Origin of the sequence: Priestia sp. YIM B13491 (assembly GCF_042787605.1) — a bacterium.
In the GTDB taxonomy this organism is placed as follows: Bacteria; Bacillota; Bacilli; order Bacillales; family Bacillaceae_H; genus Priestia; species Priestia megaterium_E.
Map to the genome: position 1 here is coordinate 344673 of NZ_JBHZOR010000002.1, position 26978 is coordinate 371650.

A 26978-nucleotide genomic window follows, 5' to 3' on the forward strand; every position below is an offset into this window, starting at 1 on the left:
AGTTACCGCATTCATCCCCAGCCCATGAGTACATCATCAGCTGAAATAACGGCGGTTTTACTGCATGGACTCATACTAGCACATAAAATATATAGTTGTCTATACCAATTTTCTTTTTGAAAACCTCTCTATATCAATGTTAAAAGCCCTTACAAAACTTTCTAGTTCACAAAAAAGAATCAACTGGTATAGACAACTATTCCAAAAAGCGTTACACTTAAATCAATACAACGAGCAAAGGAGTGTATGTATGGATACACATTCATCCATCATTATTTATAATGTAACCGTTTATAGTGAAAATCAGACATTAAAAAACGGGTATATTAAACTAACGAACAAGAAAATTACTGAAATCGGAGAGACACATCAATACGTCCGTCAGCCGAATGATCATGTGATTGAGCTTTCTCCTTCCTATAAAGTGATTCCTGGTGCCATTGATGTGCATATTCATGGCGTTAACAATGCCGATGCAATGGACGGTACAGCAGAAGCATTAAAAACAATGGCGCGCACGCTCCCAAAAGAAGGTACAACAAGCTTTTTAGCAACCACTATGACGCAGTCGAATGAAACGGTTGAAAAAGCGCTTCGCAACGCGGGCGCTTATATAGAAGAACAAACAGATACGGATGCTGAAGTAGTTGGTATTCACTTAGAAGGTCCGTTTATTTCACCGAAACGTGCGGGTGCACAGCCCCCCACTCACATTCAAGATCCGAATGTGACACTGTTTCAAGAGTGGCAAAAAGCAGCCGGAGGACATATTAAACTTGTTACATTAGCTCCGGAGCAGCCAAACGGCTTAGCGCTTACTTCTTATTTAAAAGAAACAAACGTCGTCGCTTCTATTGGCCATTCTGACAGCACATACGATCAAGTTAGTGAAGCTATCGAAGCAGGAGCGTCTCATATTACGCATTTATATAACGGCATGCGCGGTCTTCACCATAGAGAGCCGGGCGTATTAGGCGCCGCTTATTTGAGAAATGAATTATTTGTAGAGCTCATTACAGACGGCATCCACTGCCGACCTGAAATGGTCAAGCTTGCGTACGATCAAATTACAAGTGAACGCATGATTCTTATCACGGATTCTCTTCGTGCCAAATGGCTAAAAAACGGTACGTATGATTTAGGCGGACAGCCTGTTCACGTAAATGATACGACTGCTACCCTTGCAGACGGAACGTTAGCAGGAAGCATCTTAAAGATGAACGATGCGATTAAAAACACGATGAGCTTTACGAACTGCTCATTAGAAGACATCGTAAAAATGACCGCTGAAAACCCAGCAAGACAGCTTAACCTGTTCGATACAAAAGGAAGCCTTAAAATTGGAAAAGATGCGGATATCGTGGTGTTAAATGAAAACTTAGATGTTGAAATGACATTTTGCCGAGGCACATTGAGCTTTCAAAAGGAGGACTAACAATGAATATCATCCAAGTGAAAAACTACAGTGAAATGAGTGCAAAAGCAGCTGATATGCTGATTAGCAAACTTCATGAAAAGCCAAATATGAATCTGGGACTTGCAACGGGAGGCACGCCGAAAGGATTATATGATCGTTTAATTCAAGATCATAAAGAGCACGGCACGTCTTACAAACACGTTACTTCCTTTAACTTAGATGAATATGTCGGAATGAAGCCGCAAGATCCAAACAGCTATCACTACTATATGGCAGATGCGTTATTTAATCACATTGATATTGACGTAAGCAGCACGCACGTTCCTAACGGCTTAGCTGATACGCCTGAAGAAGAATGCCGCCGCTACGATGAAATGATTCAAAATCACGGAGGCATTGACCTTCAGATTCTTGGAATTGGCCAAAACGGACACATTGGCTTTAACGAACCTGGTACGTCATTCAACTCTCCTACTCATATTGTGACGTTAGAAGAGTCAACGCGAAAAGCGAATGCGCGCTACTTTAATTCTCTTGACGAAGTGCCTACTCAGGCTATTACAATGGGAATTGAATCGATTATGAAAAGTAAAGAAATTTTACTGCTTATCTCTGGGGAAGCCAAAGCAGAAGCGATGTATCAGCTGCTTAACGGAGAAATCACAGAGAACTTCCCTGCTTCTATTTTAAAGAAGCATCACTGTGTTACAATTATTGCGGACCAAGAAGCTTTAGCTAAAGTATCGACTACGGTTTAATTTATAGCCTCCTCGTCTTTTTTAGATGAGGAGGTTTACATAAAGGAGAGAACTTAAGTGATTGATAAAAGCTCACCTCTTCCGATTTATTATCAAATTGAAGAACAGTTGAAAAAACAAATTGAAAACGGAGAGTTAAAACCAAATGATTCGCTTCCTTCTGAACGAGAGTTTGCAGAACGATTTGAAATCAGCAGAATGACCGTTCGCCAAGCGATTAACAATTTAGTAAACAACGGTTATTTATACCGTCAAAAAGGTCGCGGCACCTTCGTATCTGAAAAAAAACTGGAGCAGCAGCTCGTTGGATTAACGAGTTTTACAGAAGATATGAAAGCGCGTGGAATGGTACCAAGCAGCAAGCTGCTGAGCTTTGAAATTATTGCGGCTTCAGAAAAAATTGCCGAGCAGCTGCACATTTCTCTTCATGCACCTGTTTATGAAATCAAGCGTATTCGTTTAGCTGACAACGTACCAATGGCCCTTGAAAGCGTGTATGTATCCGCTAACTTAGTTAAAGGATTAACGGAATCCATTGTTAATGACTCTCTCTACCGCTATATTGAAGAAGAGCTCGGGCTGAAAATTGGCGAAGCCAATCAAACGCTAGAATCCATTTTAGCTTCTGAAACCGAAGTGAAGCATCTTGGAATCAGCTCATATTCACCGGTTCTACTGATTCAACGAAATACGTATTTGCAAGACGGCACGCCGCTTGAAGTGGTGAAGTCTTCGTATCGAGCAGACCGCTATAAGTTTACGATTAACATGACACGATCTTAACTAAGGAGTTTTTTTATGTCTAGTTTATATCTACAGGAACTAACAAAACTGCTTGCTAAAGTGGAGGCGCATGAACAGCAGGCAATGGAATCCGCAGCCGAGAAAATCTCACAGCAACTAGCTTCTCATCACCTCATTCATTTATTTGGGTGCGGTCATTCTCATATTTTAACGGAAGAAGTGTTTTACCGTTCCGGAGGGCTTGCACCGATTCACCCTATTTTTGTAGAAGAACTGATGCTTCATAAAGGAGCTTCGCGCTCTTCACAGCTAGAGCGTAGAAATGACTATGCAAATACCTTTATGGAAAAAGAAGATATCGTACCAGGCGATATCATGATTGTGATTTCTACGTCGGGCGTAAATCCCGTTCCGATTGATGTGGCTTTAATTGCAAGAGCAAAAGGCGCCTTTGTTATCGGGCTTACCTCTCCTTCTTATGCCACGAGCCGGGCTTCGCGACATAAAAGCGGAACATACCTTCATGATGTCGTGGATCTTGTTATTAATAATCACATTCCAAAAGGAGACGTTCTTCTTCATCAGCAAGACATTTCTTTCGCTTCTGGCTCTACTGTAATTGGAGGCGCTATCTTAAATGATGTTTTATCTAAAGCCATCCAAAAATTGCTCAGCCGCGGCATCACCCCTCCTGTCTTTTTAAGCGGAAACATGGAAGGTTCAGATGAACATAACCAGCGGTTGATTGATGCTTACAAAGGAAGAATTACTGCCCTATAACAGCCCCTGCGGCTGTTTTTTTGCACAAAAAAAAGATGCTTGAAAGCATCTCATCAAAGTCGGACTGTACGATTTGGACTAGATCTCCTCTTTATCAGTAGAAGTCTTGTTCACAGCACCATAACCTACTTATCCGACATAATTACTATGTTTAACATAAGTATACTCTTTTATACCTTAGGTGTCAAATAAGTTATAAGAAATTTCGTAGTGCATTCATTTGAAGATTTTTTTGCGGTAATGTTCCAGCTGGCTTTTAGCTTCTTTCATAATTGTTGTATGTATGATTTCATCCGTAATGTTAAAATAATTGTCTCCGTACTGATAGTCATCTATCATATCACTAATTTCAAGCCAACCTACTAACTTCGTCGGACAGTCGAGTTCAATGAACATGTTGTATAAGTGATTGGCTTCTGTTAGCGCCCTCTCTTCATGCTGCACAATCGTTTGAAGCCGCGTATAAATCAGGTAATCTGTACATTCCTGTTCACTCGGTTTCAATAAGGAAAGCTCTTTTAAAGTACGCTGAAAATAATCTTCTATTTCAAAGAGATTATAAGGTGGTTGGAGAGAAGCTAAAATAGAAAGAGATAAAGAATCCTGTTCATGCTCCAGCATAGAAAGTGCCCATGGTAAATAATGTTTTTCCGCTGTGACACTCTTTTGATAAATATAATAAAAGAGCTCGCGTGTATCCATAGAACTCCTCCTTCCTTTTTCGTGCCGATACAATTTCGAATAGTTTACCATACCTATAAATTTTACATGTAAATCCCTGCCGAAGCTTTATATAAGTTTTATTGTGCATCTCACAAAAAAGAACCTGCATCAAAACTGATGCAGGTTCTTCCCTTCATATCATGCTAATTATTTCATGTTCATTTGCCCTTGTGAGGCCCTTTCGCTACGTATATCGGTTCATAACGAGAGTGCCAATTGTCAGATCAGAATATCTGCTTTTCATGTGAGGTAATACGTTTGCTGAAGTTGCTGTTAAGTATTCCAAAACTAAACCAGTCCCTTCATGAAGCTAAGTATTTACCTTTCACAGTAGCCTTAGAAAAATTTCTATCAGCTCTGTACTATCTGTATACCACGTTTCAATTGAACTAAACTAAAAAATTCATTTTAATCAAAAAATTTTTATCACAGGGATACAACCATTAACAGCCAATTACAAATGGAGCTTTAATCCTTCATGAGAAGCAGTAAATCCGAGCTTTTGATAAAAACGCAATGCCTCTGACCGTTCTTTATCGGTTGTTAATTGTATCAACTGACAATTACGTTTTTTCGCTCGTTCAATCGCCCATGTAATCAGCTGATATCCAACCCCTTTACCGCGCTGTGACGAAGCGGTTCGAACTCCTTCAATCGTTGCTCTCCACCCGCCTTGTCGTGCAATGTGAGGCGTAAAGGTTAATTGTTGAACACCTATTACTTCACTATCTTTACATGCGACAATCAGTTCATTGTTTGGATCCGCATCAATTGCCTGAAATGCTTGAACATAACAGGCGGGAAGCGGTGATTCGTAGCGCTCTCGTTTGCTTCCAAGCATATCATCAGCAAGCATTTCAACAATTTGATCTAAATCTTCCCGCACCGCTTCTCTAAAGGTTATTTTTCCCATTTCACACAGCACCTTTCCCGTATCTATTTATGATATTAAAAAGAACGCTGACGAACAAGCTCAGAACCGATGCCAAGAACAAAGCAGCCGCTAAAGCACCAAGACCCATTCCTTCAAAGCCGCCAACTCCAAATATGCTATATAGAAATAGAAATATGCTTATTAGCATGCTGCTAAGTGAAATTCCGTACTGCACGGGTGAGTTCTTTCTATAGAAGAAATACGACGCACCAAAAAGCAGAACAAAGAAAGCACCCATTAATCCAAATAAAGAAATCATTTACACCCTCCTCCTTACTTTTAAAAAAGGAATTTATATCCATTATATACTATCATTTTTATTTATTCTATCTATATTAATAGCCCTGTAGCCACAACTAAATAGACATGACCAAAACGGCCATGTCTATTTTTCTACTATATTAAAAAGAAAGTTCTTTGAACCAAAAAGAATAAGGGGCTAAGCAAGCTTCATCAATTTCATTCATACGTTTTTTGCATCGCTGCAGCACCTCAGCAGGAATGTGTCTCTCTAAGTATGCAGATTCTCCGTTAGCTTGAATCGTTTCTTCTACTAGCTCTTCAAATACATCTAGGCATGCTAAAAACTGCGGAAAAGTTGTATTCACGAAACGCTCGCAGTCATCGTTGGACGTATCGAGCAGCACAACCGAACCGTTTTTTTGATGAAGACAAATTGGATCTCCAGCCCCTGTTGTTCCTAAAAACCAATAGTGCTGGTAGCGAGATGATAACTCAAATGTTTCGCATAATGTTGTTAGCTTTCCTTTGGATGAAACGAACTCTAGAAATGGTGAAGCTTCTTTGGGCAATCCTTTTTCTGTTAGCAACTTCTTTGTCTCTTCATCAATATCAAGGGGTGCAAGCTGTTCGGCATCAAACTTCATTCGTTTTTCCTGTCGTTGCATCACATTTGACAACTTCTTTCACTCCTTTTCACCATTTGCTCTTTCTTTGCTTTTGTTTATTATAAAAGAAATCCAGCTCGTATTATATGCTACAAATGAACTTAATTAGACTGAAATTTTTTCCAATCTTTATTTATATAGCCCGATTTCCTCTTTATAAACACAGGTAAAAAGAAACCGATCAGATTTTCTCCAGTGAATTCTGCTTTGAAAAATAATTCTCATTCCCTTCTTCCCTTTTCAGCGTACTCTCGCCTCTTATAAACAGGCTCAATCTTTATTATTCCAATTTTTTCTACTTTTTGCAACTAGGACTTATCTCACCATTTCTTATGCGAGATTAATAACTTGACAAAATAATAAAATAAGCAACAGTAATTATTTACAAATTTTTAAACTTTATGGTTTAATAGGTATGTAATTCCTGTTTTTTACTATATTTTTTTGGAGGTTTAACATGAAAAAAGGGTCAATTTATCGTTTTATTGCTTTTGCTTTAATGTTCACCTTGTGTTTTAGCCAATTAGGCTTACTGAAAACACAAGCGGCAGGCAATCCACCTGCTAATGAAAAAACATTAAGCATTGGTAAAGCAGCAAAAGGAACATTTACAGAACCAGAACAAACACATTGGTACAAAATTAATCCTTCTAAGCAAGAGGTAGCAAAGTTTTCACACTACCGAATTAAGCTTCAAAGTGATGATGAAGTAAACATCACAGTTTACTCTAGTCTTGAAAATGCCAAAAACAACGTGGCATTTGACCGTTATATGGGATACTCCTACAAAGACGAGCCTGCTCAGCTTGATTTTCCAATCGCCTGGACTGGCCCTTATTATGTGAAAGTTGAGTATTATGGAGATGAAGATATCATCATCGAAGACGATACAGAAGAAGATGGAAAAACACCTTCTGAACCTCAACCGGAATTAAAAACAGAAGTTCCTTACACAATCAGCTATGAAGGCGCTTCACTTCCCCCTTCTCAAATGGAGGCAGAAGAATGCCCGGCTGAATTAAGTACAAGCCAAAAAGAAAATGGAAAAGGTATTTTAAAAGATTTGCGTACGATTCGCGACGCTGTGCTTTCAAAAACAGCAAGCGGAAAAGACCTTTCTTCTCTTTATTACAAAGCCGCACCGTTTATCAGCTCTAAAATGATTATCGACAAATCAATGCGCGAACAAGTATACAAAGATTTAGTTCAGCTAAAAGGTCTATTTACAGATGTGGCGAAAAACGGCGCATCAAGCACGTACATGATTACAAGTGCTGATCAAAAAGCAATCAATGATTTATACAACATCGCTTATAAATCCGTTCCGGCTGCTTTAAAGAAAGACTTAGAAAAAGTAGCAGCACAGACAAAATTAAAAGACGTAACGGACTTAAACGTATCGTCTGTATTAGTAAGAGCTAAGTTAGTCAGCGCAAACAGCGTTTCAACAAAAGCTGAAACTCGCTATATTGTTAAATTAAAAGATGGTGCAAATGCTAAATCATTCAAAACAAAAGCACAGTCAAAATCAGCAAGCATTGAATCTATTAATCCATTAAAACAATCAGCTGCTTCTTTTGATAATATGTTTGTTATTCAATTAGATGACAGCAATGCAAAAAGCTTCAGCACGTCATCTGCTCAAGGTAAAATGACGGCAAAACAAATTCAGGCACTTCCTGAAACTGAATTTATCGAGCCGGTTCAAGAGTACCACGCTCTTTCAATGGATTCACAATATCCGTATCAATGGTCATTAAATAACACGGGTAAAAATGACGGTACGCAGCATGCCGATATTCAATACGAATCACTTGAAAAATTACTAAACGGTCAAAAATTAAAAGATACGGTTATTGCCGTTGCGGATACGGGCGTCGATTCATCACTTGCTGATTTAAAAGGTGTAGTGGATACAAAAACAGGCTATAACTACGTGGATCGTTCGTCGAATGCAACAGACGACAACGGACACGGAACTCACGTAGCAGGTATTATCGCAGCCTCTGCAAACAATAACTATTCAATGGCCGGCATTAATTCTCATGCAAAAATTTTACCGGTTAAAATTTTAGACGCATCTGGAAGCGGAGATACAGAACAAATTGCGTACGGTATTAAATACGCGGTTGATCACGGTGCAAAAGTCATTAACTTAAGCCTTGGCGGATCTTACAGCCGCGTGCTTGAATATTCGTTAAAATACGCATACGATCATAACGTAACGGTTGTAGCTGCAAGTGGAAACGACGGTATGGAAGAACTCTCTTACCCTGCTTCATCTGCCTATGCGATTTCAGTAGGCGCATCAAACCGTTTAGATATCGTATCTGACTACTCAAACTACGGAAAAGGATTAGATATTACAGCTCCTGGCTCTGATATTCCAAGTCTTGTTCCAGACGGAAACGTCACTTATTTAAGCGGAACATCAATGGCAACGCCTCACGTGGCAGCCGTTGCGGGATTATTGCTATCACAAAACCCAGGCTTAAAGCCAAAAGACGTTGAAAAACGCCTAACGGATACAGCTAAAGATATTAAATTTGATGAAAAAGATGCTCCTGTATACGATGATGAAGAAAGTCCAGCAGAACCCCCTGCTCCAGGCTACGATTACGTATCAGGATGGGGACGTTTAAATGCGTACAGCGCAGTAAGTGCACAGCAGCTGCAAGCGCAGGTAAATACATTTGTCAGCACGCAAAAAATTGTTACAGGTAAAGCTCAAAGCGGTTCAACTGTTAAAGTAATGAACGGCTCAAAAACACTTGGCACAGTGAAAGCTGATGCAAAAAATACGTTCTCTGTGAACATTCCAGCTCAAAAAGCTGATACCGTTTTACAAGTAGTTGTCACAAACGGAAAAGCAAGTACGAGCATTCGTGCAGTTGTTCAAAAAGCACCTGCCAAACCAGCGGTAAAAGCCGTAACGAATAAAGATGAGTATGTAACAGGAACGTCTAAAGCGAATTTTACGGTAAATGTTAAAAATAGCGCTAAGAAAGTGATTGCTTCAGCAAAAGCTGATGCAAAAGGCGCGTTCAAAGTGAAAATTCCAAAACAAAAAGAAAACACAGTCTTGTACATCACGGCTACAAACAGCCAAAAACAAGAAAGTGAAGAAGTAAAAGTAACGGTGCGTGACGTTATTGCTCCAAATGCACCTAAAGTGAATCCGGTCAGCGACGCGGATACGGCTATTAAAGGAACAGCTGAAGCAAATGCATCTGTTGTAGCGAAAGTGAACAACAAAGAAATCGGCAAAGCAAAAGCCAATGCAAAAGGTCAGTACAGCATAACGATTAAAAAACAAAAAGCAGGTACGGCAATCAGCGTAACAGCAGCAGACGCAGCCAACAACACAAGTAAAGCTACGACTGTAAAAGTGAGCGATAAAACACCCCCTGCTGCACCAAGCGTCAATGCTGTCACAACAAAAAGCACGGCTGTAACAGGTAAAACAGAAGCAAATGCTACCGTAACGGTAACAGTAAACAAAAAAAGCATTGGCTCTGCTGCTGCTAACAGCAAAGGACAATACTCAGTAAAAATTAAAAAGCAAAAAGAAAAAACAGTCTTAAGCGTAACGGCAAAAGACAAAGCGAATAATACGAGTAAAGCAACAGCAAAAACGGTGACAAAATAAAGAAAAAAGGCGCTTGGCTTATGGCCAAGTGCCTTTTTGTTATAAAAGCTGTTTGTTTTTAAAGTATTTCCACATTCCCCACGTTAACACAATTAACATAACGATAATAACAGCAGTAGCCCAGTGGGAATTTTGATATGGAATCGGTACGTTCATCCCAAAAAATCCGGTTACGAACGTCAGCGGAAGCATAATCGTTGAAATCAGCGTTAAGACGTTCAGCTTTTCAGATGAAGTTGCATTGGTAATAGAATAATACGTATCAAGCGCACTGTTTACGAGGTCTCTAAACGTTTCGGCAGAGTCTACAATACGCTCTAAGTGGTCAAGCAAGTCAATATAGAAAGGAACATTTTCTTCTCGTATATCGAATTTCCACTTTCCATTCACCGTTAAGAAAATTCGGCGCTGAGGCAAAATAACGCGACGGATTAAGATAATCGTTCTTTTTAACGCCAAGAACTCTTCCGTCACTCCGCGCACTTCTTTGTTGTAGATTTCATCTTCTAATTCATCAATACGCATGTCAATTCGGTCTAAAATCGGAAAGTATTCGTCCGTGATGCCATCAATCAAAGCATACAGTAAAAAGTCGGCGCCGCGGTTCATAAACTTTGGATAGCGTGAGCACACAGCATCCATTTTACGAAGCCACCCCATTTTATGTTTATGAATCGTCACTACGTAATTTGATCCGACAAAGGCATTTAACTCAAGCGTCGTAATCTCGTCATCACTTTCTTCGTTATAGCGAAGCGCGTGAAAGACGAAAAATTTATAGTCTTCGTAATCATCCATTTTAGCGCGAGGACTGTCGTGTAAGCAGTCTTCAATCGCCAATGGGTGAAAATCGAATAATTTAGCAATTTGAGCAAGCTCTTGTCCGTGGACATCATACAAATCAATCCACAGCAAATTATCAGGATTGCGCAATTTCTCATGCACGTCTCCTAAATCAAGATTCGTTACCATTTCTTTTGTTTCATCATCATATAAGTATGTTTTAATCATTGATTTTTCACCTCACATCATTGAGGCATTAAGGGGTATTTTCCTTCGTTGAAATGAGAGGAACATATACACCTTTGTTGCCCCTATCTTGTTTTGCAGTAACCTTCATCGAAATGGGGTCATCAGTGCCCATTCATCTCACCTCCTAATTAGTTGAAGGAACGCTGACTTGTAATACAGCTACTTCACAAAGTTTAATTTTAACATACAATCTAACTCTAGCGTAGCGCTTTTTTCAAAACCTTTCCCTCTCTATTTAAAGTTTCAAACAAAACTTCCGATACTATAAAAGCAGTTAAAATCGGCAATCGATAACTAAGATCGCTTGAATCTTCCCACAAAGGTCTAGAATATCTATCATGGCCGGTCTTTGGTCATGTGAGATTTTCTACACCGATAAACATTATATGTGTGATGGGGAAAAACGTGTAGGAATTTTTGGACTTTCATCGAATACTTACTTAACAAACTTAGATTACGAAAAGGACTGATGATACATGCATTTTAAACGTGAAGAACCGTTTCGCTTTTTATTTGAGACCCCCATAGTTGGAACGTTTTCCATTGCTAAATACGACAACAAAGAAATCGATTCTAAGCCAGGTCCTTTGTCCGTTATCGACCTTTCACCAAAAGGAATCAAAATAATCACGCCGCTTGATTTACCTATTTTCAACCATCAAATTCAGCTAAAAATCAGCTTTTATTTAAATGAAAAACCCATCCATATTACCGGACTTTGCGTGTGGAAAGAAAAACGGCACACCGAATACCTTTATGGCATTGAAGCGTTTAACGATGTGGAAGAACAAGCGATTTTAATCACAGAGCTCAAAACCTATGCCAAGAAAAAGCAATATAAGCAATAAAAATAGCGCTCATTTGTTTTACTCCCCTTTTAAGATGGCAATACTACGAACGACTTCGATAGAAAAAGGTGAGACGATGAGCAGCAAAGCAAAAAAAGAGTGGATTGGCGGTCTCGTACTATTTTTACTCGTCAGTTTTGTCAGCATCACATTTGCAGGCTATCATACGGTGAAAGCCGCCGTTGAACAAACATATGTACCGCTTGAGCTTGGTAACAAAACACACGTCAATTTAAAAAAAGGGCAACCGTTTTCCCTGCTTTTAATTCAAGAAAACCATCAAAATACGTCATTTGTGTATATGACTGTTAATAAGCAGCATGAATCAATAAAAATGACCCACTTGCCAGGGTCAACTCAGCTCGGCAATGAAACACTGCGAACCATTTATCACCGAGGAAATATGAATGCTGTCGTAAAGAACGTCGAAACGTATGCAAAGCTTCCTGTTGATTATTATGTCAAAATGGATCAGCAGTCAGTCGTCGATGCTGTAAATAAATTAGGCGGCATTATCGTCACAAACAAACGTGCTTTTGAACAGAGCAACATTGTTTTTCCAAAAGGATCAATTCGTCTTAACGGAAAAGAAGCGCTTATTTTTTTAAAGGAGCGTAATGAGCAAGACATCTTTACTGCGCATGAAAGACAGCTGTCCGTCGCGAAAGCTATTTTCAGCCAAGCAGCTACGATTCCCAATGTTGCAAAGCTACATTCTCTTGTATTTACGCTCGCTGATCACATTGAAACCAACGCAACGTTTAATGATATCAAACGGATTCAAAAAACCTACAAACCAGCCGTTTCTCACGTAGACAAGCAGCAGTTTCCGCAAAACGAATGGAACCAAAAACAAGTCACAACGCGTCTATATAAACACTTAGAACGTAGCGAGCTTTTTTTATAACCGCAGGAGATTGATTCCTGCGGTTATTGCGTATACGTTATATGTAGATGCATAATTAAATCCTTTTTAATTTTTGCTAGCTTATAGAGAATGTGACTTTTCTATATAAAAACTGACCTTCGATTGATAGATGCTGCTTACCAATCAAAGGTCAGTTCTAAGCCTAAGAGATCTTATTTAATGAATAAAAGCTTCAGCATGATGATGGCGGTATGCTTTGCGGAAAACGAAATAAATTTTCTGGATCATATTTCGCCTTTACCTCTCGAAGCCTTGAAAAGTTTGATCCATAATAGGCCTTTCCGAAATTTTCAATATTTTGGTCAGGAACATTAACATATGAACCTGTTACATAAGGCTTCATCATCTGACGTACTTTTTCAACTGATGCAAGGCTAGCAGCTTCTTGTGATTTCTTTTCCCAACTAGCAGTCCATTCAGTATAAAACAAGGGGCTGCGCCAGAAAAAGGCTGTTTTGTGGCTTGGTACTTTACTTATCGCACCGCCCCAATTTATAAAAAAGAAGTTGGACTCTGTGCCGGGAGCTTCTTCCAAGAATTTCTTCATAATTGAAATGGGCTCTTCCGGCCATAAATCAAGTCCCCATGATGAGGAAAATTTAACGCTTTGATCAGATCTGCCAGGGATTGGTTCGTCAGGGTCTAAGAAATCTATAGCGTCTGGATAAGGTAATGTTTCTATCACGATTTGTGATGGAGTACCTGTGTTTGTTAAAGGCTCTAATAATTGAATTAGCTCCTTTTTTGAGCCCAAAAAGATACCTTCTGCATGACACAAGCCGTTGACTTTGCTGTAAATCTCGAGGATACATCCTAGCCGTGAGTCTACAAACGGAGCCCAATTCTGCCACGTTTTAAATACCGCTTCTAGCTGTTCCCATGGCCAAATAATGTTAAAAACTGTTGCGGTTTTAGGTGCGCGACGAACTTGAAACGCGTATTGAGTATTATATCCAAAGTTACCGCCTCCACCACCTCTAGATGCCCAAAATAAATCTTCATTGCAAGATTTATTTGCTTCAATAATTTTGCCATGTGCATCTACCATTTTCAAACCGACAAGGTTATCGCTTATAAGACCAATCGACCGTGAGAGTACGCCAAATCCTCCTCCCATCGTAATTCCTCCGATTCCAACAGTTGGGCTATCCCCAAACGGCGCCATAAAACCTTCCCGAGCCAAACCTTTTACAAGCGGACCTACGTGCACTCCTGTTTGAACAACAGCAATTGCATTTTTTTTATCTAAGTGAACTTTATTCATGTCGCTCACATCAATAACAAGTCCACCATTTACTACTGAAAGGTTCTTATCGAGAGCGTGACGACCACTTCTGACGCGCAGTGGTACATTATTCTCACGAGCCCATTTAATAGCATTACTAACATCATATGAATTTTGTGCAAAAACAAAGACAAGAGGAAAGACATCAACATAAGGGTTCCAGTTCTTAACTGCCTCTTTATAACCAGGGTCACCCTTAAAGATTACTCGCCCTGTTAGGTGTGTTGATCCCATATACTATACTCCACTCCTACTAGATATTTAATTACCAATACTAGTATATGTAGGGTTTTGACAAGCTCTTGGACAAATTATCTACTAACTTAAAAACATGCAAATATACCTAAGCGTATACCTTTCACAGAGAATTTTTGATGTTGAAAAAGTCCCTCAAAACGCTATTTTTATAGAATTTTAACCAAATTAACTACTGATAATTTTGGTTAAATAAACTAGGTTTGTGTATTATACAAATAGTCAAACCTAGTCATATAGTAGATTAATCGAAGATACCATGATCGTGATGTTGCTTACCTATGATAAGTCATAGATTTGTTTACTTAATTTCTTGAGCCATTTGATTTGGCTCGGAAGTAAAGATATAGAGGTAAAGCAGAATTTCCGTTAAGCTCATTTTAAAAAACCCTTACACGTCTTGCCCCTCTTCAGAAGCAAGTATTTTCTCGTTAATTTTGACGATAATTCTTTCATCATTTCCATCACTGTTATACTCATTTGCTTGTTTCATCTTATAGTATTGCTTACTCTCAGGCGGTCCAATGATAACCGTATCCGTAATCGGAGCAACGGCTTCTGCTACTTCGCTTGCGCTTACTCCGTATGCTTTTTGAAACACGATCGGAGGCGTTAAGCGCAGCACGTCGGATCCTTCTGTAGACTCAAATTGATCATTGTTAAAAAAGAGATGAAGATGCGCTTCTTCCGATAAGGGTTCAATCCAATGCCACCAGCCCATCGGTATAAACACAACTTCGCCTTCTTTTATTCGGTAATTGTGCATGCTGCTTGTATCAGGGTCTAAAATAGATACCTGCACTTCACCTGAAACGACGACATCTAATTCCCACGCGTTTGGATGCCAGTGCGGTTCTCTCATATGCCCTTTGGTCATATATAAATCAACAAACGCTCCTCCAAGCATTGCAGGAAGCTGAGTTGAGGTTAGCTGATACGCTATATTTTGGTCGTTTCGTTTGAACAGGACGTTTTGCTTATAGTTCACTGACAAATTAGGCGTTCCTGAGCTTTTTTTAATATTTGAATTATCCGGCACAAATCCAGATTTACTCATAGTGTCATACCCTCTTTTCATCAAAAAGTTATATGCACTATCCTATTAAAACTCTTTGCTAAGGGTGTTTTAATTAGGAAAAATAAAAAACGAGCGTTTCCACTCGTTTTTTTATCCGACAAGGCGTTCAATTTTCTTTTTCTTCCATACAAATTGATAATAGCTGTACTGCAGAATTAAGCTGACCACAAACGCCGCTGGATATCCAATCCAAATTCCTTTGATCGCAAGAGGTGTAAACTGCGATAACACGTAGGCTACGGGTACTTCTACACACCAAATAGCCATAATACTAAAGACCGTAGGCCAAAGCACCGTACCGCTTGCTCGCATCGTAGCGGTAATAATTTGAGCATGACCGAAAATCAAATAGCTCCAAAGTGTTATCACTAACAGCTCTTCGGCAATATGGAGCGTGTGCTGACTTGTTAAGAACAGAGCTAAAATTTGATTGGAAAAGAGATAAATAAGTAAAATCAATACGCTGCCAATAACGTAATTCAGCATAATTCCAGAGCGGATCACTTCTTTTAAACGCTCAAATTTATTGGCGCCAATCGACTGCGCCGCAAAAATAGAAACCGCAATGCCTAAGCTGATTGCCGGCATTTGTACATAGCTCGCCACTTGGTTCACCGCTCCGTACGCTGCTGTAGCGTCTGAGCCAAATCCGTTTACAAACGTAATAACCGCAATTTCAGAAAGAGAAACTAAAATCATATTGATACTCGCTGGAATCCCTAAACGCATAAGCAACTTTAAAAGCGTTCCGTCCATTTTTAATGAAATAGATGAGTCAAACTTTAGCGGATGATTTTTCTTGCGTAAATAAACAATCATAATAATGAACGTTAATACAGTTGAAAACACCGTTGCGTACGCAGCACCGTACACTCCAAGCTTTGGTACTCCGATCCATCCAAAAATTAAAATCGGAAGGAAAATGATGTTTAAGACCGTACTCACAACTAAAAAGTAAAAAGGCGTTTTAGAGTCTCCGGTTCCGCGCATAAACGTCGTATAAACAAAGTATAAAAACAAAACAGGAATTGCCACAAACAAAATGCGCGCATAGTGAACCGTTACGTCAATAATATTAGCCGGCGTTCCCATAATCCGAAGAATATCCGGAGCAAATATGCTTCCTAAAACAGCAAGCACAATTCCGACTAAAAAGGTAAACGTGAGCGTGGTACCGATAATTTCTTTGACTCGTTTTTCGTTTTGTGCCCCGTACGCTTGCCCGATTAAAATGGAACTTCCTGAACCAATTCCAATCGAAAACGACACGAGCAGAAAAAACAGAGGAAAAAAAGCGGAAATAGCGGCTAACGCATCAACTCCAAGCGCTCTTCCGACAATAATACTTCCCGCCAGCTGCCCAACTGACTGCATGGCGTTACTTAACATGAGCGGAATCAAAAACACAAGCATCAGCTTACTGACGGATTTTTCTGATTCCACTGCTTCACTTTTAACATCTTGATTCTTCACACCTATTTCTCCTTTGTATCAGCTTTCGGCGAATGATAGCCTTTTTCGCCGTAAGGCTGCAGCTTCTCTAACCATTTCGCTTCCAGTTTCAGCAAATCCTTTTTTGAAAGTGCTTTTTCTTCTTCTCTTTTAATCGTTTCCAGCATCTCAATTGAAAAAGCATCCGCTCCGTACGTATTCCACTCTTTTTGAAGCTCTTTATTTTGATGAGTATTCGTCTTTAACGTGAACTTTACGCCGTTTAACGTTTTGATGTTAGGCGTAGAGCCAATGTAAATCTTATCGTTGTGAAGGTTTTTTATTTGATACACGCCGCCTTCTGTTTTTACTTCTTTCGCTAGCTGCTTCATTTGCTTTTTATAGTCTTTTTCGCTCATCTCTGTCTCTCCTTTTCTCCAGTAGCTGCTTCCGTCTGCGCTGCGCTCTAAGAAACCGTACTCAATTAAATAGCGTCTCAGCACGGCGTAGTCGTCATAAAAAGGTGCTAACCTATCATTTACTTCTTTTTCGGTATACGTTGTTCCAACATCAAAATGCCCGCTTAACTCTTCAAGAACAACAAGACGGTGTTTTTCTTGCAAGTGAAAGGTGCGAAGAGGTCCGTTTAAACCTTGCGGAAAATTCTTCGCTAAAATATTTTCACGTTCTTCATCACTGACGCTGTAGCGCTGACTTCTTCTAGGCGTCGTATTTGTTACGGATACCGCCTTCTCTTCTTCCCCGTCGTTCAACAGTTCCATCAGCGTTAAAAACACTTTTGCCTGACGCTCTTTTTTCTTTAACGTAAAGCGGTGATTCCGAATGGTCGATGAACTGCCAATTCCCATTTCTTTTTGAATATCACTATCGCTTTTTCCTTCTTTAAAAAACTTCACTAAATTTTTTTGATGATCAGACAGACCCGTTACCTCTTTATCTAGCTCTATTAAATGTTGGAACACAGACCCGTGCTGCTGTTCCACATGAAGCTTCATATAACGTTTTGCTTCATAAAAAACACCTTCCACCGGATAAATAATGCCTTTTTCAATGCTTTCACTGCACAGTAAGCAGTGGTAGTGATCTTCGCTTTCCCCGTACCCTTTCTTCATATCTTCAAAAGATGATTCCCAAAACAAATCGTTTACCATATAAATAGACACCTTTCTTATTTGTTTATTAATTTATAAACAAATATATTATATGTTTATAAATATGTCAATTATACGTTTTATGATACACAAGAAAGGTTGAATTATAACGAAATGAACCCAACCTAAATACGAACAAATGGGATACATGAGCTCACACAGATCGCTTGACACCGCAGTTGATTTCCGTGCAAGGCTTCGCTTTCCACGGGCGGCCGGTGAGCCTCCTCGTCGCTTGCGCTTTTCCCGCAGGAGTCTTCGCCTTGCCCTCTAATCAACTGCTAGAAAAACCTACACACATGAAACCTACGTTAACCATAACCAAAAAAACGAACCACGAATCAAACACGTTGATCAATGGTTCGTTTTTCACTTGAGCTAAAATAATTTCGTTCCGGTCTCTTTATTCCATTCACTTAAATAAGGAAAATCCTTAGATATAACGGGCTTATCATCTAAAAGTGTAATTAACTCTAAACGGTTACCGTCAGGGTCATTAAAATATACGCAAGCCGCTGGCATCCACGTATGAACAATCGGTTCTGTCTGCGGCTTTCCAAACGACGTCTCTTCCGGTTCAATACCTTTTGAACGCAGCCATGTTAATGCTTCATGAATATCCGCTGCTTCAATACCAAAAGCAAAATGACTTCTTTTCAACTCTTTTTCATCGGTTTCCCAAAGCCCAAGCATCTGCTTTTGTTCCCCAACAAAGAAAAAAGCACAGCGCCTCTCTTCAACTCGATGAACAAACGTCAGCCCAAGACGTCTATAAAACTCAATCGAATCCTCCAAACTCCGAACCTGCACATGCGTCTCATAAATACTCTTAATCATAGCCTCTCCTCCATCCTTTTCTCCTACTATAAGCCATCTCACACCAAACAGCTTCCTAACAAAGAATGAAAAACAATCAGCCTTAAGAATGAGAAACCCCAACATAAACATGCAGCCTTGAAATTCCGAAGAGCACTGAAGAACACTAAGATTTGGTTTCTACTAAGGTTTTGACCTTCACTAAGGGTTTGAGGCTACCCCGCAAGGGGTGCCTCAAACCCTTAGTGCTAGAAAAACCCCCATGGCTGTACTTTAGCCATGGGGGTTTTTCTACATCGATAAATTAAGCGTGGGCTTTTGCGAGGCCGATACAGATACCGCCTGAAATAATCAGTACACTCGCAAGAGATACATAGAATAATTGACGCTTCGTTTTCTTTTCTCCCAAGAAGACAATACCGCCAAAGATAGAAATAACAATCCCCATTTGCGATAGTGAAAAGCTTGTTGCTACGCCTAGTCTTGATTGAGATAAGAATAAGAACATGTTTCCAGATGCCCAGATTAGACCTGGTAAGATATTACGAATCGTATATTTGTTAAATGGCTTATGTTTGTATGTAATGATTAAGCCGCCAATTAACATACCGATTGCTTGCGGGAATAAAGCTGCCCATGCGTCTACGTTGAAGATACGTGCGATAACTACGTAAACTAAGAACCCAAGACTTGAAATGATAAGAGTGATAACTCCTTTTTTCGTTTGTCCGGGAGTCCCTTGTGCTCCTTCTTTTTTACCGTCTAATGAAGAAAGCACAACGCCTGCTAGTATTAAAAGAATCGCAATAGATCCAAGTACAATCGTTTGAAGCGTTGACCATTCTTTAAATACAATAACACCAAAAAGAGCTGTTGATACTAATTGCATACCCGTTGAAATCGGCATTGACTTTGAAACACCAAGGTATGGAACACTTTTAAACTGATTGCTTTGACCTACTGACCAGAACAAACCTGAAACAATTCCGACAATAACGAGCGTTGGCGTTAACACCGGCTGCACAATCATAAACTGAACAAATGAAAGAATCAAAGCTCCAATAATTGTTCCCAGCGTTTGACTGTAAGGTCCACCGCCCATCTTCATACTAACTAAAATCATGCTTCCCCACGCAACGGAAGGAAGAACACCTAGCAAAATATCCATCTTTCTCTTAACCTACTTTCCTATTTCTAATCTATGTACATCGTATGTAACGACCTGCTGCTTTTCTCTCATCAAGGGCAAAGAGCCAAGCACTTATACTCCCTCGAATATTCCCCCAAAGGTCCACTTACGCGGATGATGCCTACCCCGCAAGGGAGGCATCATCCGCTTAGGTCTAGAAAATTTAATAGGGTCGCTCTTTGATCCTATTAAATTTCCTACATCGATAAATATATAACGTTTTCATAAATGGTGGTAAAACTGCTATTTCTTGCTGCTCGTATTATACTAACACGAACATTTATTATTTAGCTAGAAATTTTTTTGATTATTTTTTAAAAACAGAAAAAATTTTTTTCTTCTTACTCCGCAGCTCGCTTCTTCCTCTTGTGTGATCTGCAATCAGCAGAAACTAGCGCCTCTGCTGATTGAAAATAAGAAGAGATAAAGCCTTTTCATTTTAGTTAGCTACAGGCTTACAAAATTGCTCTACTACTTCTTTGGCTGGAATCGAACTGATTGCACCTTTTCCAGTTGTCGTTAAGGCACCGCTTGCATTTGCAAAGCGCAAAATAGCGTCGTGGTCAGAGTCAAGAATAGCCGTTAAGTTTTCTTGTGACACATCTCGGCTTAATAGCTGATAAAGGAATCCGCCAATAAACGCATCTCCTGCACCTGTTGTATCAACAACCGCTACTTTGTAACCGTTTGATTCATAGACAGCTTCTTTTGTATAAAGCGTTGCGCCTTCTGCACCTTTTGTGAACACAACTACTTGAACGTCACCTGTAAATAGAGACTGAATCGCTTGCTGTTCATCTTCAATGCCTGTGATAAACGCTAGCTCGTCGTCTGAAATTTTGACAATGTGCGCTTGAGGAATAAATTCTAAAATTGTTTGACGGCATAGCTCATGATCTTTCCACAGTGGAAGACGTACATTTGGATCAAAGCTGATAACGCCGCCTTTTTCTTTCATGCTTTTAATCGCTTTCATATGAGCGTATTTCATAGGGCTTTCAACTAAATCAACCGAACAGAAGTGAAGAACATCGTTGCTTGCAAACCAATCAGGGTTAATTTCGTCTTCTGTTAGCAATAAATCTGCTGAAGGATTACGATAGAAGCTGAAATCTCTTTCTCCGTCTTCACGCAGTGAAACGAAAGCTAAAGCTGTGTTTGCTTCTTCTGTACGATAGACCATATCAGTACCTACTCCTACTTCACGAAGCGTGTCTACTAGAAAGTCTCCAAACGCATCTTCTCCAACTTTTGTAATAAGCGCTGACTCATTACCGTATGTAGCAACAACTGCTGCAACGTTTGCCGGCGCTCCGCCTGGCACACGCGTAAACGATTCCACTTCTTTCAATTGAAGACCCTTTTGAGCTGGAATCATATCAATTAATACTTCACCGATACTAAATAACTTACCCATTCTATTCACCTTACTTTTCTTTTTTGTCATATTGTCATACTATGTTCCAAAAAATCCTTAAATCAAATTATACGTCCCAAACATCTTTTTCGTAAAGAGAAATTTCCAATTTATTTTAAAAAAATCGCAAATTATCGTTTTTTTCTCACAATCTTTTATTCATTAAACCTTTTCCATCCCTTGTTAAATCTGGGATTTAAAAGACCTTGTTAAACAAAGATCACAGAATAAAAAAAGTTAATTTCCAGTTTAAACTGTTTATTTATTTACTTTTCGTTCGACATCTCTTTCCTTATTTCCTGTTTATTCGCCGTGAATATGCAAATAATGATAAAAATTCGTGTTTTTACCCCTATTTAAGAAGGAATAGCTTAAAACGTGTCGAATAGACTTAGGTAGGTATATGACATTATGTATGTTACACTAAATACAAGGCAAGGAAGGGAGAATCAGTCATGAAAATCAATGTTTTTCTAGACGACTATCGCAAGTGCCCTGACGGTCATGTTTTAGCCGAAACGATTGACGAATGTATTGACCTGCTAAGAGCATTCGATGTTGAACATTTGTCACTCGATCACGATTTACTCAGCAAGACACGGAATGGATTAATGCTCGTGCATTTTATGGTAAAGCATCATTTATATGCCGATCGAATTACGATTCACTCCGCTAATCACTTAGGCAGCAAAGCAATGTACAACTGCTTTAAAGATGCTCAAAAAGAGCATAAAATGCCAAACAACATTAAAATTCTAAGATGCCCTCTGCCTCTTCGATGAGACCTGCACCCTCACACATTCATTTCAACAGAATCTGTCCGGATTCAATTCTCACAGACTTCCTGTTTCTATAAAATGAAGAACAATACTGCTTGTTCGATACGTATAGATGTGAATACGCTTTAAGCAGTTTATATTATATAGAAGAAAACCGCTCTAAAATACCGTTATGTTAGCTTTAAAAGCAGACTATATGGTACAAAGAGCGGTTTTTTGCTATTTAGACAGTTTAGCAGAATCCAAATCAGCTGAGAGAGCAGCCGGCTGCTTTTTAGCTTCTTTTAGCTGCCTAGCGTTCACAAACCAGTAAATGCTTCCTACAAACACTCCTCCCCCCACGATGTTTCCGAGCGTAACAGGAATTAAATTATGCAATAGTCCAGCAGCCGAAATCGTATCTGGATGCGGAAGCAATAAAGCTAGGCCAAGAAACGTCATATTTGCCACGCTGTGCTCGTATCCTGAAGCAACAAATGCAAACAGCATCCAAAAAATAAGCATGATCTTTGCTGCATCGCTTTTAGTGCGCGAAGCGGTCCAAATCGCCAGACAAACAAGCCAGTTGCAAAGGATGCCGCGAAAAAACAATTCACTGACCGGCAAATTCATTTTTTTAGCTGCCAGCGTCATGAGTAAATGATTCGGTTCAATTCCTTTAAACAAACCGGTTCCGGTAATTAACAAACAAAGCCCAAACGCTCCTATCGCATTTCCGATAAAACACCACGTCCAGTTTTTGAACGTATCTTTCCATGTCGTGACTCCCGATAGCGTACTGACCGTATAAATCATATGATTTCCCGTAAACAATTCAGCTCCTGCAAATACAACAAGCAGGAGAGCAACAGCAAATGATAACCCCATCACAAGAGAAACGACCGGTAAAGAAGCAGAAGCTAAAGGCGCTCCTACCGATAGAGCTAATATAACGCCAAGCCCTACGTAAGCACCCGCAAGCATCGCTAACAGCAAATAACTCGGCAAATGCTCATTCACAAGCTTCGTTTTTTCGCGTGCTAACTCATTCATTGACTGCAGTGAATTCTTAAACAAAAGCGTTTCCTCCTTTTATTCATCTTAGACGCATACTTTTTCTTCTGTTTTTTCCAAAAACCAAGAAAGAGCAGAAGCTTGCTTCACCACTTCACCAATCACAATCATCGCGGGATTGCTGACTTGCTGTTCAGCAGCCGTGTCTACAATTGTGCCAACCGTTCCCGTAACCGTGCGCTGATAAGCCGACGTGCCTTGTTCAATAAGCGCGACCGGCGTATCCGCGCTTTTTCCGGCGTCTAAAAGCTGACGGCAAATATACGGTAAGTTTTTAACGCCCATATAAATCGCAAGCGTATCAACTCCTTTGGCTAAATGCTCCCAGCGAATGCTTTCCGGCTTGCCGCTCAAACAGTGTCCCGTCACAACGGCAAACGAACGGCTCAGCTCACGATGCGTCACAGGAATTCCAGCATAAGCCGGTGCCGCGATGCCCGCTGTAATACCCGGAACGATTTCAAATGGAATTCTATGCTGGGCAAGCACTTCTGCTTCTTCACCGCCTCTTCCGAAAATAAACGGATCTCCGCCTTTTAACCGCACGACGGTGTTTCCTTTTCTTGCGTAGAATACAAGCAAATCATGAATATCCTCTTGAGAAACGCAGTGATCGCCAGGCTTTTTCCCGCAGTAGACGAGTTCGGCTCCTTCTTTTGCATACTGAAGAAGAACAGGGTTCACTAATCGGTCATATAAAATAACATCTGCTTTTTCTAAACATTTGGCTGCTTTTATCGTCAGTAAATCTGGATCTCCTGGTCCGGCTCCTACAATGTACACTTTTCCTGTTCTCATTTTTGCTTCGCTCCTTTTAGTGTGTCCCTTTGAATTTTTGTGGCGCGTTGAAAGTCAACGCGCCACGGTACTTATTCTTCAATTAAAAGATACAGTAAATCTCCTTCAACAGACGCTTCGTACGTGTCGACACAGCCGCTGTCAGGCTCTTGCACGTTACCGTCATGCAAGCAAATTTTCCAGTCGTGCATCGGACAGAACACCGAGTCGCCGCTCACGATTCCTTCACTTAGCACCCCGCCTTTATGCGGACAGCGATTTTCAATTGCCCGTATTTTTCCGCTTGATAGCTTAAACACCGCAATTTCTTTTCCGTTTACTTTCACTGTTTTTCCTAGGCTTACCGGAAAATCATGAATCGACCCTACGCATACTTTTGTAATGTTTTTATTCACCATCTTTATTTCCCCCCAGCTTTATGATGTGACAACTGTTTCGAATAGCTCTTTTTTCGTCTTTTTGCTTTCGACGATTTCTTTCCAAGGATCACGGTACGTAGATAACGCTTCGTCCATACGCATATTCAGCTCTCTTCTCGTCTCAGCGTCATTAAGCACGGACTGAATGTGCGAAAGTCCCATGCGCTCAATCCATGCAGACGTACGTTCTAAATAATTAGCCGTTTCTCGGTAATACTGCAAATAAGCTCCTGTGATGTCCATCAATTCTTCGTCTGTTTTTACTTTATACAATAAATCTCCGCCGCGAAGATGCGTACCTCCATTTCCGCCTACGTAAATTTCCCAGCCGCCGTCAATTCCAATAAAGCCAATATCTTTAATACCTGACTCAGCACAGCTTCTCGGACAAGCAGATACAGCCATTTTCACTTTATGAGGCGTCCATAGTCCTTCAAATTTTTTCTCAAGCGTAATTCCAACGCCCATTGAATCCTGCGTGCCAAAACGGCAAAACTGTTCGCCGACGCATGTTTTCACCGTCCGCAGCGACTTACCGTACGCGTAGCCGGAAGGCATATCTAACTCTTCCCATACGCTAGGCAAATCTTCTTTTTTAACGCCAAACAAATCAAGACGCTGACCACCCGTCACTTTTACGAGCGGAATTTCATATTTATCAACAACATCGGCAATTTTTCGTAAATCTTCTGCATTTGTAACGCCTCCGTACATGCGAGGAACAACAGAATACGTGCCGTCTTTTTGAATATTTGCGTGCATACGTTCATTCACAAATCGTGATTCGCGTTCATCAACGTATCCGGTTGGATTCACCATACCTAAATAATAGTTTAGCGCCGGACGGCATTTCGAACAGCCTTCTTCATTATTCCAGCCAAGTACATTCATCACTTCACGCGTATGCGAAAGGCCTTTTGCTTTGATTTCTTCGACAACTTCATCTCGTGACAAAGTCGTACAGCCGCAAATCGCTTCTTTTTGAATCGCCGCGTCAAAGTCAGCGCCAAGAGTATGCTGAAGCACTTCCGCTACAAGCGGTTTACATCCTCCGCAGGAGCGAGAGGCACTTGTACAAGCTTTGATTTCATCAACCGATGAGCATCCTTGTTTTTGGATAGCTTCCACAATCGTACCTTTTGTTACGCCGTTACAGCCGCAAATAATATCATCGGCGCTCATGCTTGCTACTAAGCTTTCACCCGCATTACCGCCAGATGGCTGTAAAATCGACACTTTCGCGACATCGGATACATCTTCTTGCTTTTGAATCATTGAAAACAGTCGATTTCCGTCGCTGCTGTCTCCAAAAAGAACGGCTCCTACAATTTGATTCCCTCGCAAAACAAGCTTTTTATAAATGCCGTCTTGTTCATCGAACACTTTGATCGCTTTTTTCTCTTCATCTTCCGTGAAGTCTCCTGCGGAAAACACTTCAACACCTGATACTTTTAGCTGCGTGGATAAAACCGATCCTTCATAAGGCACTTTTTCTGCACCGCAAATCGCTTTTGCTAATGCTTTTCCTTGTTCATACAGAGGTGCCACCAGTCCGTATACCATTCCTCTATGCTCTGCACATTCTCCAACCGCGTAGATGTTTGGAATATCCGTTTGCATATAGTCATTTACAACAATTCCTCGATTTACGTTAAGTCCTGCTTCTTTTGCAAGCTGAACATTTGGCTTAATTCCAACCGCCATCACGACTAAATCAGCGTCTAAAAACACCCCGTCTTTAAAAGATAACCCTTCAACTCGCTCATCGCCGACGATTTCCGCCGTTTGTTTTTCAAGCAAAAACTTCATGCCTTGTTTTTCTAATTCGTTTTGAAGCAATTTGCCGGCTGTTGGATCAAGCTGACGTTCCATTAAATACGGAGCTAAATGAATGACAGATACGTCCATCCCCAAATTTAACAGTCCGCGCGCTGCTTCTAGTCCAAGCAGTCCGCCTCCAATAACCGCTGCTTTTTTATACTGCTGAGAAGCCTGAAGCATTTCATCCGTGTCTTTTATATCTCGAAAAGCCGTAACTCCTTTTTTATCAGACCCTGGAATCGGAAGAATAAAAGGAAGAGAGCCCGTTGCTAAAATCAACTCATCATACGATTCTACTCTGCCGCTGTTCGTCGCTACTTCTTTTTTCACTGAATCGATACTAGTAACCGTTTCGCCCGTATATAATGTAATATTGTTTTCTTGATACCAGTTCCAATCGTTTAACGTAATGTCTTCAACATTCGTATCTCCTTGCAGCACTTTTGATAGTAAAATACGATTATAGTTCGGATGCGGCTCGCTTCCGAAAATCGTAATGTCAAACGCTTCGCTTGAAACCTTCAATACTTCTTCAATCGCTCGAACTCCAGCCATTCCATTTCCAATCAATACGAGTTTCTTTTTTTGCATCTTCCATTCCTCCCCTGGCGTCTATACCTGCTTGTTCCAAAGATATATTTCCTATGCATCTTTAAAGATACATTTAAGATATATGAATTTTCTGAATCGTTCAACTTATGTGTTAGATTATCTAACACAGTTATGGTATGTATGCGATTCCAT

24 protein-coding genes are annotated in these 26978 nt (G+C 40.2%); 8 read left to right on the forward strand and 16 right to left on the reverse strand.

Annotated elements, in window-relative coordinates; all coding sequences use genetic code 11:
- The first annotated feature begins 250 nt into the window (after positions 1-250).
- Genes nagA through ACFX4E_RS07970 form a run of 4 tightly spaced genes read left to right on the forward strand, consistent with a single transcriptional unit; the run spans position 251 to position 3699 of the window.
- Positions 251-1435, forward strand: a complete 1185-nt coding sequence (gene nagA, locus ACFX4E_RS07955) for an N-acetylglucosamine-6-phosphate deacetylase (RefSeq protein WP_377257941.1) — start codon at positions 251-253, stop codon at positions 1433-1435.
- Between the two features lie 2 nt (positions 1436-1437).
- Complete coding sequence (gene nagB, locus ACFX4E_RS07960) at positions 1438-2175, forward strand: glucosamine-6-phosphate deaminase (protein WP_263034427.1); 738 nt, start codon at positions 1438-1440, stop codon at positions 2173-2175.
- Positions 2176-2232: 57 nt separating this feature from the next.
- Positions 2233-2958 (forward strand): GntR family transcriptional regulator, encoded by a 726-nt coding sequence (locus tag ACFX4E_RS07965; protein WP_377257944.1) that lies wholly within the window; start codon positions 2233-2235, stop codon positions 2956-2958.
- Positions 2959-2973: 15 nt separating this feature from the next.
- A complete protein-coding gene (locus ACFX4E_RS07970; protein WP_377257947.1) occupies positions 2974-3699 on the forward strand; it encodes an SIS domain-containing protein in 726 nt (241 codons plus the stop codon).
- Positions 3700-3915: 216 nt separating this feature from the next.
- Here ACFX4E_RS07970 and ACFX4E_RS07975 read toward each other — a convergent pair whose 3' ends face one another.
- The 4 genes from ACFX4E_RS07975 to ACFX4E_RS07990 form a co-directional block, all read right to left on the reverse strand.
- Positions 3916-4401, reverse strand: a complete 486-nt coding sequence (locus ACFX4E_RS07975) for a hypothetical protein (RefSeq protein ID WP_050688262.1) — start codon at positions 4399-4401, stop codon at positions 3916-3918.
- Positions 4402-4876: 475 nt separating this feature from the next.
- Positions 4877-5335, reverse strand: a complete 459-nt coding sequence (locus ACFX4E_RS07980; RefSeq protein WP_253352425.1) for a GNAT family N-acetyltransferase — start codon at positions 5333-5335, stop codon at positions 4877-4879.
- A 1-nt stretch (position 5336) separates the two neighbouring features.
- Entirely contained in the window at positions 5337-5615 is a 279-nt protein-coding gene (locus ACFX4E_RS07985; RefSeq protein ID WP_377257950.1) for a YesK family protein, read from the reverse strand.
- Positions 5616-5757: 142 nt separating this feature from the next.
- A complete protein-coding gene (locus tag ACFX4E_RS07990; protein ID WP_225049769.1) occupies positions 5758-6267 on the reverse strand; it encodes an SUKH-4 family immunity protein in 510 nt (169 codons plus the stop codon).
- Between the two features lie 454 nt (positions 6268-6721).
- Here ACFX4E_RS07990 and ACFX4E_RS07995 point away from each other — a divergent pair, with 454 nt between their 5' ends.
- Positions 6722-9913, forward strand: a complete 3192-nt coding sequence (locus ACFX4E_RS07995; protein ID WP_377257953.1) for a S8 family peptidase — start codon at positions 6722-6724, stop codon at positions 9911-9913.
- 39 nt (positions 9914-9952) lie between these two features.
- Here the strand turns inward: ACFX4E_RS07995 and corA are convergent, their stop codons facing one another.
- Entirely contained in the window at positions 9953-10924 is a 972-nt protein-coding gene (corA, locus tag ACFX4E_RS08000; protein ID WP_013055874.1) for a magnesium/cobalt transporter CorA, read from the reverse strand.
- A 497-nt stretch (positions 10925-11421) separates the two neighbouring features.
- Between corA and ACFX4E_RS08005 the strand changes: the two genes are divergently transcribed.
- Positions 11422-11793, forward strand: coding sequence for a PilZ domain-containing protein (locus ACFX4E_RS08005; RefSeq protein WP_377257956.1), 372 nt, complete (start codon positions 11422-11424; stop codon positions 11791-11793).
- A 76-nt stretch (positions 11794-11869) separates the two neighbouring features.
- Positions 11870-12700 (forward strand): LCP family glycopolymer transferase, encoded by an 831-nt coding sequence (locus tag ACFX4E_RS08010; RefSeq protein ID WP_377257959.1) that lies wholly within the window; start codon positions 11870-11872, stop codon positions 12698-12700.
- A 193-nt stretch (positions 12701-12893) separates the two neighbouring features.
- On the opposite strand, the gene ACFX4E_RS08015 is transcribed toward ACFX4E_RS08010, so the two are convergent.
- From ACFX4E_RS08015 to ACFX4E_RS08045, 7 genes are all read right to left on the reverse strand, one after another.
- Positions 12894-14240, reverse strand: coding sequence for an FAD-binding oxidoreductase (locus ACFX4E_RS08015; protein ID WP_028407823.1), 1347 nt, complete (start codon positions 14238-14240; stop codon positions 12894-12896).
- 412 nt (positions 14241-14652) lie between these two features.
- The gene (locus tag ACFX4E_RS08020; protein ID WP_377257962.1) at positions 14653-15318 is read right to left on the reverse strand and encodes a cupin domain-containing protein; all 666 of its coding nucleotides are present in this window, start codon (positions 15316-15318) and stop codon (positions 14653-14655) included.
- A gap of 111 nt (positions 15319-15429) precedes the next feature.
- Positions 15430-16752 carry an MATE family efflux transporter gene (locus ACFX4E_RS08025; protein ID WP_244300228.1) on the reverse strand — a complete coding sequence of 441 codons (1323 nt, stop codon included), beginning with the start codon at positions 16750-16752 and terminating at the stop codon, positions 15430-15432.
- Between the two features lie 62 nt (positions 16753-16814).
- The gene (locus ACFX4E_RS08030; protein ID WP_377257965.1) at positions 16815-17942 is read right to left on the reverse strand and encodes a DUF2087 domain-containing protein; all 1128 of its coding nucleotides are present in this window, start codon (positions 17940-17942) and stop codon (positions 16815-16817) included.
- A 378-nt stretch (positions 17943-18320) separates the two neighbouring features.
- Entirely contained in the window at positions 18321-18779 is a 459-nt protein-coding gene (locus ACFX4E_RS08035; RefSeq protein ID WP_377257971.1) for a VOC family protein, read from the reverse strand.
- 283 nt (positions 18780-19062) lie between these two features.
- Positions 19063-19926: a GRP family sugar transporter gene (locus ACFX4E_RS08040; protein WP_014461163.1), complete on the reverse strand. Its 864-nt coding sequence runs from the start codon at positions 19924-19926 to the stop codon at positions 19063-19065.
- Between the two features lie 460 nt (positions 19927-20386).
- Positions 20387-21364: a carbohydrate kinase family protein gene (locus ACFX4E_RS08045; protein ID WP_016763311.1), complete on the reverse strand. Its 978-nt coding sequence runs from the start codon at positions 21362-21364 to the stop codon at positions 20387-20389.
- A gap of 455 nt (positions 21365-21819) precedes the next feature.
- Here ACFX4E_RS08045 and ACFX4E_RS08050 point away from each other — a divergent pair, with 455 nt between their 5' ends.
- Entirely contained in the window at positions 21820-22146 is a 327-nt protein-coding gene (locus ACFX4E_RS08050) for a cyclic-phosphate processing receiver domain-containing protein (RefSeq protein ID WP_098332225.1), read from the forward strand.
- A 216-nt stretch (positions 22147-22362) separates the two neighbouring features.
- Here ACFX4E_RS08050 and ACFX4E_RS08055 read toward each other — a convergent pair whose 3' ends face one another.
- The 4 genes from ACFX4E_RS08055 to nirB all read right to left on the reverse strand — a co-directional run bounded on the left by ACFX4E_RS08055 (position 22363) and on the right by nirB (position 26825).
- Entirely contained in the window at positions 22363-23199 is an 837-nt protein-coding gene (locus ACFX4E_RS08055; RefSeq protein ID WP_377257975.1) for a formate/nitrite transporter family protein, read from the reverse strand.
- Positions 23200-23223: 24 nt separating this feature from the next.
- Positions 23224-23994 carry a uroporphyrinogen-III C-methyltransferase gene (gene cobA / locus ACFX4E_RS08060; protein WP_377257978.1) on the reverse strand — a complete coding sequence of 257 codons (771 nt, stop codon included), beginning with the start codon at positions 23992-23994 and terminating at the stop codon, positions 23224-23226.
- 71 nt (positions 23995-24065) lie between these two features.
- Positions 24066-24392: a nitrite reductase small subunit NirD gene (nirD, locus tag ACFX4E_RS08065; RefSeq protein ID WP_013055862.1), complete on the reverse strand. Its 327-nt coding sequence runs from the start codon at positions 24390-24392 to the stop codon at positions 24066-24068.
- 18 nt (positions 24393-24410) lie between these two features.
- A complete protein-coding gene (nirB, locus tag ACFX4E_RS08070) occupies positions 24411-26825 on the reverse strand; it encodes a nitrite reductase large subunit NirB (RefSeq protein ID WP_060746467.1) in 2415 nt (804 codons plus the stop codon).
- Between the last annotated feature and the right edge of the window lie 153 nt (positions 26826-26978).

Excerpts from the sequence above, each read along its gene's own strand:
- nagA (WP_377257941.1), top strand. The coding sequence starts at position 251 with ATGGATACACATTCATCCATCATTATTTATAATGTAACCGTTTATAGT.
- nagB (WP_263034427.1), top strand. The coding sequence starts at position 1,438 with ATGAATATCATCCAAGTGAAAAACTACAGTGAAATGAGTGCAAAAGCA.
- ACFX4E_RS07970 (WP_377257947.1), top strand. The coding sequence starts at position 2,974 with ATGTCTAGTTTATATCTACAGGAACTAACAAAACTGCTTGCTAAAGTG.
- ACFX4E_RS07975 (WP_050688262.1), bottom strand. The coding sequence starts at position 4,401 with ATGGATACACGCGAGCTCTTTTATTATATTTATCAAAAGAGTGTCACA.
- ACFX4E_RS07980 (WP_253352425.1), bottom strand. The coding sequence starts at position 5,335 with ATGGGAAAAATAACCTTTAGAGAAGCGGTGCGGGAAGATTTAGATCAA.
- ACFX4E_RS07985 (WP_377257950.1), bottom strand. The coding sequence starts at position 5,615 with ATGATTTCTTTATTTGGATTAATGGGTGCTTTCTTTGTTCTGCTTTTT.
- ACFX4E_RS07995 (WP_377257953.1), top strand. The coding sequence starts at position 6,722 with ATGAAAAAAGGGTCAATTTATCGTTTTATTGCTTTTGCTTTAATGTTC.
- corA (WP_013055874.1), bottom strand. The coding sequence starts at position 10,924 with ATGATTAAAACATACTTATATGATGATGAAACAAAAGAAATGGTAACG.
- ACFX4E_RS08005 (WP_377257956.1), top strand. The coding sequence starts at position 11,422 with ATGCATTTTAAACGTGAAGAACCGTTTCGCTTTTTATTTGAGACCCCC.
- ACFX4E_RS08010 (WP_377257959.1), top strand. The coding sequence starts at position 11,870 with ATGAGCAGCAAAGCAAAAAAAGAGTGGATTGGCGGTCTCGTACTATTT.
- ACFX4E_RS08015 (WP_028407823.1), bottom strand. The coding sequence starts at position 14,240 with ATGGGATCAACACACCTAACAGGGCGAGTAATCTTTAAGGGTGACCCT.
- ACFX4E_RS08020 (WP_377257962.1), bottom strand. The coding sequence starts at position 15,318 with ATGAGTAAATCTGGATTTGTGCCGGATAATTCAAATATTAAAAAAAGC.
- ACFX4E_RS08025 (WP_244300228.1), bottom strand. The coding sequence starts at position 16,752 with ATGCTTGTGTTTTTGATTCCGCTCATGTTAAGTAACGCCATGCAGTCA.
- ACFX4E_RS08030 (WP_377257965.1), bottom strand. The coding sequence starts at position 17,942 with ATGGTAAACGATTTGTTTTGGGAATCATCTTTTGAAGATATGAAGAAA.
- ACFX4E_RS08035 (WP_377257971.1), bottom strand. The coding sequence starts at position 18,779 with ATGATTAAGAGTATTTATGAGACGCATGTGCAGGTTCGGAGTTTGGAG.
- ACFX4E_RS08040 (WP_014461163.1), bottom strand. The coding sequence starts at position 19,926 with ATGGATATTTTGCTAGGTGTTCTTCCTTCCGTTGCGTGGGGAAGCATG.
- ACFX4E_RS08045 (WP_016763311.1), bottom strand. The coding sequence starts at position 21,364 with ATGGGTAAGTTATTTAGTATCGGTGAAGTATTAATTGATATGATTCCA.
- ACFX4E_RS08050 (WP_098332225.1), top strand. The coding sequence starts at position 21,820 with ATGAAAATCAATGTTTTTCTAGACGACTATCGCAAGTGCCCTGACGGT.
- cobA (WP_377257978.1), bottom strand. The coding sequence starts at position 23,994 with ATGAGAACAGGAAAAGTGTACATTGTAGGAGCCGGACCAGGAGATCCA.
- nirD (WP_013055862.1), bottom strand. The coding sequence starts at position 24,392 with ATGGTGAATAAAAACATTACAAAAGTATGCGTAGGGTCGATTCATGAT.
- nirB (WP_060746467.1), bottom strand. The coding sequence starts at position 26,825 with ATGCAAAAAAAGAAACTCGTATTGATTGGAAATGGAATGGCTGGAGTT.